This is a genomic window from Jeotgalicoccus coquinae, assembly GCF_014207425.1.
In the GTDB taxonomy this organism is placed as follows: domain Bacteria; phylum Bacillota; class Bacilli; order Staphylococcales; family Salinicoccaceae; genus Jeotgalicoccus; species Jeotgalicoccus coquinae.
In genome coordinates this window covers 1,287,910-1,298,607 of sequence record NZ_JACHFF010000001.1, presented here as the reverse complement: position 1 = coordinate 1,298,607, position 10,698 = coordinate 1,287,910, and the positions used below count along the sequence as shown (strand labels likewise).

The 10,698-nt window shown below is 41.8% G+C and carries 7 protein-coding genes, 23 tRNA genes and 1 rRNA gene; 28 read left to right on the top strand and 3 right to left on the bottom strand.

Annotation, left to right across the window (positions count from 1 at the left end; translation table 11 throughout):
* The 27 genes from rrf to HNR41_RS11490 all read left to right on the top strand — a co-directional run.
* A 5S ribosomal RNA gene (rrf, locus tag HNR41_RS06440) occupies nt 1–94 on the top strand; the annotation flags it as partial.
* 77 nt (nt 95–171) lie between these two features.
* Nucleotides 172–247, top strand: a tRNA-Val gene (locus HNR41_RS06435).
* 4 nt (nt 248–251) lie between these two features.
* Nucleotides 252–327, top strand: a tRNA-Thr gene (locus HNR41_RS06430).
* Nucleotides 328–338: 11 nt separating this feature from the next.
* Nucleotides 339–411 (top strand) — tRNA-Lys (locus HNR41_RS06425).
* An 11-nt stretch (nt 412–422) separates the two neighbouring features.
* A tRNA-Leu gene (locus HNR41_RS06420) sits at nt 423–507 on the top strand.
* Between the two features lie 33 nt (nt 508–540).
* A tRNA-Gly gene (locus tag HNR41_RS06415) sits at nt 541–615 on the top strand.
* Nucleotides 616–621: 6 nt separating this feature from the next.
* A tRNA-Leu gene (locus HNR41_RS06410) sits at nt 622–710 on the top strand.
* A 21-nt stretch (nt 711–731) separates the two neighbouring features.
* Nucleotides 732–805 (top strand) — tRNA-Arg (locus tag HNR41_RS06405).
* Nucleotides 806–815: 10 nt separating this feature from the next.
* Nucleotides 816–889: transfer RNA gene (locus HNR41_RS06400), tRNA-Pro, on the top strand.
* A gap of 32 nt (nt 890–921) precedes the next feature.
* A tRNA-Ala gene (locus HNR41_RS06395) sits at nt 922–997 on the top strand.
* A 46-nt stretch (nt 998–1,043) separates the two neighbouring features.
* Nucleotides 1,044–1,120: transfer RNA gene (locus HNR41_RS06390), tRNA-Met, on the top strand.
* Between the two features lie 5 nt (nt 1,121–1,125).
* Nucleotides 1,126–1,202, top strand: a tRNA-Ile gene (locus tag HNR41_RS06385).
* A gap of 20 nt (nt 1,203–1,222) precedes the next feature.
* A tRNA-Ser gene (locus HNR41_RS06380) sits at nt 1,223–1,315 on the top strand.
* Nucleotides 1,316–1,336: 21 nt separating this feature from the next.
* Nucleotides 1,337–1,408, top strand: a tRNA-Met gene (locus HNR41_RS06375).
* 26 nt (nt 1,409–1,434) lie between these two features.
* A tRNA-Asp gene (locus tag HNR41_RS06370) sits at nt 1,435–1,510 on the top strand.
* A gap of 31 nt (nt 1,511–1,541) precedes the next feature.
* Nucleotides 1,542–1,617, top strand: a tRNA-Phe gene (locus tag HNR41_RS06365).
* Nucleotides 1,618–1,622: 5 nt separating this feature from the next.
* Nucleotides 1,623–1,695: transfer RNA gene (locus HNR41_RS06360), tRNA-Thr, on the top strand.
* A gap of 9 nt (nt 1,696–1,704) precedes the next feature.
* Nucleotides 1,705–1,785: transfer RNA gene (locus tag HNR41_RS06355), tRNA-Tyr, on the top strand.
* Nucleotides 1,786–1,792: 7 nt separating this feature from the next.
* Nucleotides 1,793–1,863 (top strand) — tRNA-Trp (locus HNR41_RS06350).
* A gap of 16 nt (nt 1,864–1,879) precedes the next feature.
* A tRNA-His gene (locus HNR41_RS06345) sits at nt 1,880–1,955 on the top strand.
* Nucleotides 1,956–1,959: 4 nt separating this feature from the next.
* A tRNA-Gln gene (locus HNR41_RS06340) sits at nt 1,960–2,031 on the top strand.
* A 15-nt stretch (nt 2,032–2,046) separates the two neighbouring features.
* Nucleotides 2,047–2,117, top strand: a tRNA-Cys gene (locus HNR41_RS06335).
* A 16-nt stretch (nt 2,118–2,133) separates the two neighbouring features.
* A tRNA-OTHER gene (locus HNR41_RS06330) sits at nt 2,134–2,205 on the top strand.
* 49 nt (nt 2,206–2,254) lie between these two features.
* A tRNA-Leu gene (locus HNR41_RS06325) sits at nt 2,255–2,338 on the top strand.
* A 299-nt stretch (nt 2,339–2,637) separates the two neighbouring features.
* Nucleotides 2,638–3,735 carry a carbohydrate kinase gene (locus HNR41_RS06320; protein WP_184282781.1) on the top strand — a complete coding sequence of 366 codons (1,098 nt, stop codon included), beginning with the start codon at nt 2,638–2,640 and terminating at the stop codon, nt 3,733–3,735.
* Complete coding sequence (locus tag HNR41_RS06315; RefSeq protein WP_184282779.1) at nt 3,732–4,646, top strand: pseudouridine-5'-phosphate glycosidase; 915 nt, start codon at nt 3,732–3,734, stop codon at nt 4,644–4,646. Before HNR41_RS06320 ends, HNR41_RS06315 begins: the two co-directional genes overlap by 4 nt.
* A gap of 89 nt (nt 4,647–4,735) precedes the next feature.
* Nucleotides 4,736–6,442 (top strand): alpha/beta hydrolase family protein, encoded by a 1,707-nt coding sequence (locus HNR41_RS11490; RefSeq protein ID WP_184282777.1) that lies wholly within the window; start codon nt 4,736–4,738, stop codon nt 6,440–6,442.
* Nucleotides 6,443–6,481: 39 nt separating this feature from the next.
* On the opposite strand, the gene HNR41_RS06305 is transcribed toward HNR41_RS11490, so the two are convergent.
* Nucleotides 6,482–6,910 (bottom strand): MarR family winged helix-turn-helix transcriptional regulator, encoded by a 429-nt coding sequence (locus tag HNR41_RS06305; protein ID WP_184282775.1) that lies wholly within the window; start codon nt 6,908–6,910, stop codon nt 6,482–6,484.
* Nucleotides 6,911–7,006: 96 nt separating this feature from the next.
* On the opposite strand from HNR41_RS06305, the gene HNR41_RS06300 reads away from it, so the two are divergent.
* A complete protein-coding gene (locus HNR41_RS06300; protein WP_184282773.1) occupies nt 7,007–8,410 on the top strand; it encodes a DHA2 family efflux MFS transporter permease subunit in 1,404 nt (467 codons plus the stop codon).
* Between the two features lie 71 nt (nt 8,411–8,481).
* Here the strand turns inward: HNR41_RS06300 and HNR41_RS06295 are convergent, their stop codons facing one another.
* The gene (locus tag HNR41_RS06295; protein WP_184282772.1) at nt 8,482–9,279 is read right to left on the bottom strand and encodes a hypothetical protein; all 798 of its coding nucleotides are present in this window, start codon (nt 9,277–9,279) and stop codon (nt 8,482–8,484) included.
* A gap of 63 nt (nt 9,280–9,342) precedes the next feature.
* On the bottom strand, nt 9,343–10,686 hold the full coding sequence (locus HNR41_RS06290) for an MFS transporter (RefSeq protein WP_184282770.1): 1,344 nt from the start codon (nt 10,684–10,686) through the stop codon (nt 9,343–9,345).
* Nucleotides 10,687–10,698 lie beyond the last annotated feature (12 nt).

Genomic DNA, 10,698 nt, shown 5'->3' with positions numbered 1-10,698 from the left:
GCCACACCTGTTCCCATGTCGAACACAGCAGTTAAGCTCTCCAGCGCCGATGGTAGTTGGACTGACGTCCCGCAAGAGTAGGACGCTGCCAGGCTGTTACATAGTTTTTGAAAATTAAATAAAATTATGATTGATTTATCGGTCATAATATAAGATAATAGTATCTTACATGGAGAATTAGCTCAGCTGGGAGAGCATCTGCCTTACAAGCAGAGGGTCGGCGGTTCGAACCCGTCATTCTCCACCATGTAGCCGGCCTAGCTCAATTGGTAGAGCAACTGACTTGTAATCAGTAGGTTGGGGGTTCAAGTCCTCTGGCCGGCACCATCTCTTAACGAGAGCCATTAGCTCAGTTGGTAGAGCATCTGACTTTTAATCAGAGGGTCGCAGGTTCGAATCCTGCATGGCTCACATTCTAATATGCGGGTATGGCGGAACTGGCAGACGCACTAGACTTAGGATCTAGCGCTTCACGGCGTGGGGGTTCGACTCCCTTTACCCGCACCATTTTTAAATAATGTTTTACAAATAGTATAGTCAGCGGAAGTAGTTCAGTGGTAGAACACCACCTTGCCAAGGTGGGGGTCGCGGGTTCGAATCCCGTCTTCCGCTCCAGTTTAAGCCGGGGTGGCGGAACTGGCAGACGCACAGGACTTAAAATCCTGCGATAAGTGATTATCGTACCGGTTCGATTCCGGTCCTCGGCACCATATTGAATTTAATACAGCAATGCGCCCATAGCTCAATTGGATAGAGCGTCTGACTACGGATCAGAAGGTTAGGGGTTCGACTCCTCTTGGGCGCGCTTATAGAAACGGGAAGTAGCTCAGCTTGGTAGAGCACTTGGTTTGGGACCAAGGGGTCGCAGGTTCGAATCCTGTCTTCCCGACTCTTTTTAAAAAAATGATATACCTATTTAATGGGGGCTTAGCTCAGCTGGGAGAGCGCCTGCCTTGCACGCAGGAGGTCAGCGGTTCGATCCCGCTAGTCTCCACCATTAATTTTAAAAAAAGTCTTAGTTATAGTGATACTTAATTTAACTCGGCGGCGTAGCTCAGCTGGCTAGAGCGTACGGTTCATACCCGTGAGGTCGGGGGTTCGATCCCCTCTGCCGCCACCATTTTTGGACCTTTAGCTCAGTTGGTCAGAGCAAACGGCTCATAACCGTTGGGTCGCAGGTTCGAGTCCTGCAAGGTCCACCATAGCTTAAACTTTATATCGCGGAGGAATACCCAAGCTCGGCTGAAGGGATCGGTCTTGAAAACCGACAGGGGCTTAACGGCTCGCGGGGGTTCGAATCCCTCTTCCTCCGCCATTTTTAATTTAATAATATTATCGCGGGATGGAGCAGTGGTAGCTCGTCGGGCTCATAACCCGGAGGTCGTAGGTTCGAATCCTTCTCCCGCAATTATTTTTATGTAAGATTATATTTCAGGTCCCGTGGTGTAGCGGTTAACATGCCTGCCTGTCACGCAGGAGATCGCGGGTTCGATTCCCGTCGGGACCGCCATTTTTAATTTAAAAACAAATTCATATATAGTGGTTTAGTAGCTCAGTTGGTAGAGCATGTGATTGAAGCTCACAGTGTCGGCGGTTCGATTCCGTCCTGAACCACCATTTTAGCCGGCCTAGCTCAATTGGTAGAGCAACTGACTTGTAATCAGTAGGTTGGGGGTTCAAGTCCTCTGGCCGGCATTCTTTTACGGAAGGGTAGCGAAGTGGCTAAACGCGGCGGACTGTAAATCCGCTCCTTCGGGTTCGGCAGTTCGAATCTGCCCCCTTCCATTAGTATAGGGGTATCGTATAATGGTAATATAGAGGTCTCCAAAACCTTTGATGTGGGTTCGATTCCTACTACCCCTGCATATTTTCTAAAATGGCGGTTGTGGTGAAGTGGTTAACACACCGGATTGTGGTTCCGGCATGCGTGGGTTCGATCCCCATCAGCCGCCCCATTTTTGGGCTGTAGCCAAGCGGTAAGGCAACGGGTTTTGGTCTCGTGACGCGAAGGTTCGAATCCTTCCAGCCCAGTTTTTTATTTCCTTTGGCGCCATAGCCAAGTGGTAAGGCAGAGGACTGCAAATCCTCTATCACCGGTTCAAATCCGGTTGGCGCCTTTAACTATACTTTTATGCGGAAGTAGTTTAGTGTTCAGAACATGCTTCTTCCTGAAGCAAGACATAGGTTCAAATCCTATCTTCCGCTTTATACTTTTAAACTAATTAGATTACTAATTAGTCTTTTTTTTTACTTAGCCACCGTGGCGGAACAGGCAGACGCGTTGGACTCAAAATCCAATTCTCGTTAGAGAGTGTCGGTTCGATCCCGACCGGTGGTATACAGAAACACTGCACTTAATTGTGCAGTGTTTTTTTGTGTTTATTTTTAACAATGCGCTGGATACTGCCTGAATAGCATCAGTGAAGTCTGACTGTTCTTATATGAATCTTAAATAATTATTTTATAAGATATATATTTTAAATATTACTGTTGTACAGATTAGTGCAAACATTCTCATATATATTAATGATTTTGTTATTTTTTCACAAAAAGACTGCTGTTTTATGTTAAAGTGAGTTTTTACTGCTTAAATAATCTGATTTTTAAAACAGTGAAAAGTGAGTTGGGAGGATAACAATGCATCCTAAAGAAAATGACGTTTTAAATTACATAAAAGACAACCCGTTTATTTCACAAAAAGAGCTGGCGGAAAAGGCAGGGCTGACAAGTTCAGCTGTAGCTTCGATAGTATCCAATCTTGTTAGGAAAGAATTTATTCAGGGTCAGGCATACGTACTGAACAGAGAGTATCCGATAGTATGTGTCGGCGCAGCGAACGTAGACCGTAAGTTTTTTGTTCACGATGAACTTATCCAGGGAACATCGAATCCGATTCAGTCTTCACATTCTGTCGGTGGTGTTGCGCGTAACATCGGGGAGAACCTCGGGAGACTTGGAGAAAGTGTTGCATTAATTACAGCACGCGGTGATGATGGCGAGTGGAAAACAATTGAGGAACAGACCTCTCAGTTTATCAATCTGGATTTTGCTGAGCATATAGAAGGACAGAGTACAGGGTGCTATACAGCTCTGATCAGTAATGAAGGGGAAATGGAGTACGGCTTTGCCGATATGAATATATACGATCATCTGACACCTGAAGTGCTGATTAAGCAGACTTACATATTAAAGCGTGCGAAGTGTATCATTGCAGATTTAAATACACCTAAAGTTTCCCTCGACTTCTTGTGTGCTTATGCGGAGAAGTACAATCTTAACCTTGTGCTGATTCCGGTATCGGGACCGAAGATGAACAGACTGCCTGACAACCTTAATCCGGTTGACTGGCTGATTGTTAACAGAGACGAGACAGAAGCTCATTTTAATATTAAGATAAACAGCGACGATGAGCTGCTTAAAGCAGCAACATTGTGGAATGATGCCGGAGTCAATCACGTAATCGTTACAAATGGCGTCAAATCACTGGCTTACATCAGCAAGAACGGCGGCGGTAAGATTTACAGCATAATCCCATCAGAAAAAGTTGTCGACGTTACAGGGGCCGGAGATTCGTTTTCCAGCGCAATTGTATTTGGCTGGCTGAAAGGCTATCCGATTGATGACATCGTTAAGATGGCGCTGGTGAACAGCAGTAAAACAATAGAAACAGAATATACTGTACGTCAGGACTTAACAGAAAAACAACTTATTAAAGACATGGAGGAAGTTAAATGAATCATTTAATCGAATTGCATCCGGATGTTAAAGAAGCTTTGGAAAACAATAAACCGGTAATTGCTTTGGAATCAACTATTATTTCACACGGGATGCCTTATCCGCAAAACGTTAAAATGGCTAAAACCGTTGAGAATATCGTTCGTGAAGGAGGAGCAGTTCCTGCAACAATTGCAATTATGGACGGCAGAATTAAAATCGGACTTGATGAAGCTTCACTTGAAAAATTAGGAAACTCTGAAGGTGTAGCAAAAGTTTCACGACGTGACCTTGCAGAAATTATTGCAACTAAGCGCATTGGAGCAACAACTGTGGCATCGACAATGATTTGTGCTGAAATGGCAGGTATTAAATTCTTTGTTACAGGAGGAATCGGTGGTGTACACCGCGGAGTTGAAGAAACTATGGATATTTCAGCAGACCTTGACGAGTTGGGGAAAACTGATGTAGCTGTTATCTGTGCAGGAGCCAAATCTATTTTAGATCTTGAAAAGACGATGGAGTATCTTGAAACTAAAGGTGTACCTGTGATCGGTTATCAGACTGAAGTACTTCCGGCATTCTTCACACGCACAAGCAATATTAAATTAAACACAACAGCACAGACTACCAAAGATATTGCAGCAATTATTAAAGCAAAACATGACCTTGAACTTGAAGGCGGAGCAGTTATCGCCAATCCTATTTTAGAAAGTGATGAACTGCCGAAAGAATACATCGACAGGATTATTATGGAAGCAGTTAAAGAAGCTGAAGAAAGAGGTATCGGGGGTAAAGATTCAACGCCGTTCCTGCTTGGTAAAATTGTAGAAAAAACAGAAGGAAAGTCTCTGGAAGCCAACATTAAATTAGTTTATAACAATGCTAAAGTCGGCACACAGATCGCTGTGGACTACTTTAATATGCAATAGTTATGAAAATGAGCCCTAATCCTTACAATTCATTGAGGATTAGGGTATTTTTATATATAAGGATTACATAATTAAAAGAGGGTGCCGAAGTGACGGAGTTTACTAAATATCTATCATTGAAACTGGATAAGAGCGAAGAGAATTTATATGTTATCTCTGATGAGACAGGGAAGCGCGAACTGTACAGCTACAATTTAAAAGGTAAAAGTTATGTAAAAGTATCGGATGAACAGGAAAATGTTAAAAACTACTGGTTTGCAGACAATGGTCTGCTGATTGGCACGGATTTAAACGGTAATGAACGCGAACAGCTGACTTTTTTCAAAGGGGAAGAAAAAGTGCAGCTGACAGCGGACGATGATTACTACCATCATTACGGTGTACATATGAACGGCGGGTTTATTTATTTAAGACATCATAAGAATGGTAAAACGTTTGAATTAATCGAACACTCGGAAGGTCATGACACTGTGCTTAATTCATTTGAGACATCCAGCTCAATCATCGGTAAATTTGATGACAGTCATCTGCTGATGAGCCAGGCTGTAAATAATATAGATAAGAAAGTTTATCTTTATAATCTGGAAACTGCTGAGCTGAAAAATACAGAACTGCCGGCGGGACGTTTCGGAAATTACCAATCATTGAATCACTCGGAGGCATTGTTTACGAGTGATTATCTGGAAGGAAACTTAAATTTATATAAACTGAACAAAGAGACATTTGAATTTAAAAAACTGACTTATTTTAAATGGGATATTCAGAAAGTCATTGTGCTTGAAGATAAAAATACAGTAATCTTTGAAGTAAATAAAAAAGGTTTCTCCAAATTATTTAAGTACGATGTGGAGAATGACCTGCTTGAGACTCTGCAATTCATGAGTGAAGGAGTAGTGCACTCTCTTGTTAATTCTAATAATAAGCTGTATGCACTGTATTCGGATATGGCAACACCGCATGCTGTCTATCAGTTTGATCTGACAGACGGCAGCACAGAGAAGCTGTTTGGCAACGATGAAGCGGCTATAGAAATTCAGACGATGCATTCAACTTACCCGTCATTTGACGGTCTGGATGTGCCCTATTACCTGTATTGCCAGGATACTGATAATACACCGACAGCAATACACGTTCATGGCGGACCGGAATCACAGGCGCGTCCGGAATTTAATGAACTCTATTACAAGCTGTACAAAGAAGGCTATCAGATTGCGGTGCCTAATATTCGGGGATCAACGGGATATTCCAAGTTTTATATCGGACTCGACAATCAGGAAAAACGTATCGACGCGGCGAAGGATGTTGTTGAATTAAGAGAACATCTGATTAAGAATCATCAGTCTGACAAAGATAATATGTTTATTATGGGGAGAAGCTACGGCGGTTTTATGACGCTGCTCTTAATTACCCAGTTCCCTAAACTGTGGAAAGGGGCAGTCGATATTGTCGGCATCTCGCATTTTACGACGCTGCTGACTAATACACCGGCTTGGCGCCGCGAGCAGCGTTCGCACGAATACGGCTTTATCGGCCGGCACGATGAATTCATGCAGTGTATTGCGCCGTTAAATAACACTCAAAGAATACGCTGTCCGCTTAGAATTTTCCACTCTCATAACGATGTGAGGGTACCTTACTCGGAATCCGTGCAGATGTATGAAAGAATGAAAGAGCAGAATAAAGATGTCGAATTGACTGCATATGAGAACGAAGGACATCAGTATTTATATACTGAAAATCAGGATGATATGAACTCCAGATTAATCGCATTTTTTAACGAACAGATCAGCAGGTAAAAAATAAGCCGTTTCACTATAATTGGTGAAACGGCTGTTTTAATTCATCAGGCTGTTAAATTTTTTCAGCAGATGGGCAAACTCGTCAATCTCAGTCTGATCCCATTCATCTATCATTTTTGAAAAACGCTGCTGTCTGCTGTGTCTGATATATTTCATCATATCAAGCCCCTTATCGTTAATCGCATAAAGATATGAACGGCGGTCTGTTTCAGAAGGCTTTTTATACAGCATATGATCCGCAAGGAGATCGGCTGCCTGTCTGCTGACAGTCGAAATATCGAGGTGGAGTTTTTCTGAAATCTGTTTAACACTCATCGGCCCGTTTTTAGTAATGAGCAGAAGAATTAAATAACTTGCCCGTTTTAATTCCTGTTTTTTATTAAGTTCTACACTTCTGGTTCTTAAAGCGCGGACCATCATCGCGAGCTCAAGTTCCAGAGTTTCTAAAGATTCATCGTTAATCATTTATAAACACGAGCCTTTCAGATTCGTTTCTTGACTTTTTATATAGTTGTATTATACAATCAATGATTGTGAAAGTCTATGAAAGAAGGAAAATTGATGTCTTTGGGAAATGAAAACAGCAGTAAACTGACTGCTGGAAACAGAACAATATTAATGGCCGTGCTCTTATCAGGAGCATTTGCAGCGATATTAAATCAAACACTCCTGGCAACTGCCATCCCTCATATAATGACGGATTTGAAACTCGATGCCGATGTAGCCCAGTGGCTGCAGTCGATATTTATGCTCGTCAACGGAATAATGATACCCATTACAGCATTTTTAATCAACAAGTTCTCCACGAGAGCTTTATTCTTTACAGCAATGTCTCTGTTTGGGCTCGGAACGCTGATCTGCGGTATCTCGCCGTCGTTCTCAGTACTTCTTGCAGGACGTATATTACAAGCTGCAGGTGCGGGTATAATCATGCCTCTGATGCAGACGATTCTATTCCTTGTCTATCCGCGTACTGAACGCGGTAAAGCGATGGGAATGTTTGGACTTGTAATCAGTTTTGCACCGGCAATCGGTCCGACGCTGTCAGGCTGGTTTATCGATATTTATCCATGGCGCGGATTATTCTACATGCTGCTGCCAATCGTTGTAATCGACCTCGTTGTAGCGTATTTTATCTTAAGAAACGTAACGGAGAAAACGAATCCGAAACTGGATATGACCTCAATCATGCTGTCAACACTTGGATTCGGCGGACTGCTATACGGCTTCAGTGCAGCAGGAAGCAGCGGCTGGCTGAGTCTTATGGTGATTATTCCGATTATCGTTGGTGCAATCTCACTTGTACTGTTCATTAAACGCCAGAACAGACTGAAAGAACCCATGCTCGAGTTTGGAGTATTTAAAGATAAAATATTCACACTGTCCACGTCACTCGGTATGATTGTCTTTATGTCGATGATCGGCGGCGCAGTGATTTTGCCAATCTTTATGCAGACAATGCTTGGATTTTCAGCGATGGAGTCCGGCATGATGCTGCTGCCGGGTGCATTGATTATGGGGCTTATGAGTCCCATAACCGGCAGATTGTTCGATAAATACGGGGCCAGATGGCTTGCGATAATCGGACTCGGAATGTTAAGCGTAACAACACTGATGTTTGCCAATCTGAATACAGAAACGACATTCACTTATCTTGCGGTCGTTAATACATTCCGTATGCTTGGTGTAGCGATGGTTATGATGCCTGTGACAACGGAAGGTTTAAACCAGCTGTCGAACAAACTGGTACCTCATGGTACAGCTATGAACAATACAATGAGACAGGTTGCCGGAGCAGTAGGAACGGCACTGCTCGTATCGATTATGACTAACACGATGAAACCGGACGAAGGTGTACCCGGTATGATTCACGGTGTTAATATGTCATTTATGTTTGCAGGGATACTGGCCTTTATAGGATTTGTAATGGCATTTAAATTAAGAAGAACGAATGAAATGGATTAAAATATTAATAAAAAATCGCACTTGCTTCCCTCCGGGAGTCAAGTGCGATTTTTAAATTCATTTTTTTAATATCAGTTACTGTCTGTGTTTTTTGTTCTTAAGTACTGGGCGATAATAATAATAATTAACCCGATGAACATAAAGTACTGAACGATGAATGCCGATAATCCGTTAAGGAAATCAAACGGATGAATCAGGCGGCCAGCACTGTATATAAGAAGCACCATAAAAATCAGTTTACTTGCCCATGAATCAGAGCTGAAAATAAAGTAAATTGAAGCGGCTGCTGTAATCACGAAAACAATGTAAAGCAGCGTCTCAGCGGCTGAGGCGTCGTAAGCCGTAATTTTTAACGGACTGAGTGTGTCGGAATTCATGAACAGTATTAAGAGGTTTGCACTGACAAACAGAATTATAAATAAAATACCGGAAACTGTCTGCATGTTGCCGCGGCCTGATGACTGGTGCTTAATACCGTGATTCATTAAAGGCACCATAGCCAGTATTAAAACGATAACGGCAGGAAGTACCAGGGAAATTACAATCTCTCCAAAGAAAAAGATTGTTGCTGAAAACAGAATCGCAAAGTAAACACCGAGAATCCCCGCATCAGACCAGTACTTACTGCGGTACTTAGGCAGTTTTTTTGAAGCAACGCGTGCAACATCTTTTGTTTTGGCATTATAGTACTCCACGTAATTCTGTCCGGCATCTATCATGGAAACTGCCATTATATAAAGCTGTTCATACTTCGCATCCTCAGTGATGAAATTTTTATCAAACTCGCTGTCGAGCGAGCTAAATGCGAGCTGATCCTCATCGGACAATTCGCTGAATATCTTTTCATAATCTTTTTTATAATTCGTCATAAAAACATCCTTGTGTAGTTTATATTACTCATTATTATATCAGACAAAGCGTAATATAAACTGTTAAATATCAGTGTTTTCATTGAGAGAAGCAGCATCCTCAAGTTCTTTTGATATTTGTGCAACATCGGCTCTGGATTCCTCGATAACACGTGAGTTGAGGAAGATAAGCGTAATAGCAATAAGTGCAATAAAACTTATACTGTGAATAATCCAGAAAGGAATGTAATCATATGCGAAACCGTACAATAAAGTACCAGCCGGTGCGATGGACATAGCGAACAGGCTGATTGCAGAAAACACTCTTCCTTTAACATGCTGAGGCACTGTCAGCTGGACGTAAGTGAAGAGCGGAACATTAATAACCTGCAGCATTGCTGCCACAGAGAAACCCATTGCAGCAAAGAATACAATCGAGTATATCTCCGGCATATTTGTGTACAGCGGCAATAAATACAGAGGGATTGTAAATGTCCACAGCAGCAGAGAATATTTCATAAGACCAACAGGATTTTTAAACTGTTTTACAGAACCAATAACAATCCCTGCTATCAGCACACCGACACCGTCAAATGCATTAATAATTCCGACGGTTTCCGGTGAGAATTTCAATTCTGTAATCATCGCTTTCTCCGGATAAATCCCCATAAGGGATGCAAAGAAATTAATAAAGGCAGCCATCATAAAGACCCGGAGGAAAACATACGAATTTTTAATGTAATTAATACCCTGCAATACATCGTGTTTGAATTTACCAAGTGCTGAAGCGGCCACCGGAGCAGCAGTATCATTTAATGCATAATTCACCGGTTCGTAATATAAGTCAAATTTTATAAAGAAATCGAGCAGGGTGGAGATGGCGTACGTAATCGTAAATATTAAAATCATAATATACAAATCAAATAAACCGAACAGCACACCGCCCATTGCAGGACCAATAATTACTGCAGATGACAAAATCGCGGAAACATATCCCATTACTTTTTGAATGCGCTCTTTATGAAACATCTCAGTCATGGATGTCTGGAATGAGTTTGAGACAAACGGATTAACTAAAGCTGCTAAAAAAGAAGTGATATAAATCGCGAATAAATTAAATCCGTTAAAGTAAGTAAATATTAATAGTCCCGCCATTATAAACGTCAGAATTATTTCCCCTGATATAATAATCCTTCTTTTATTGCCGAGATCACTCATTACACCGGACAATGGAAGCATGAGTGTCATGACCACAGAACTTATCGCCAGGTTAATAGCGAAATACAATGCTGATCCTGTGAAGTATAAAATAGAGTAGGATACAGCAAACGTGTATATCAGAGAACCTAAATTTAAAGTCAGTCTGCTGAAAATATAAACTATAAAATTTAACTTCTCTCTGTATGGAACCTCTTTGGCAAACAGCATAAACAATGACCC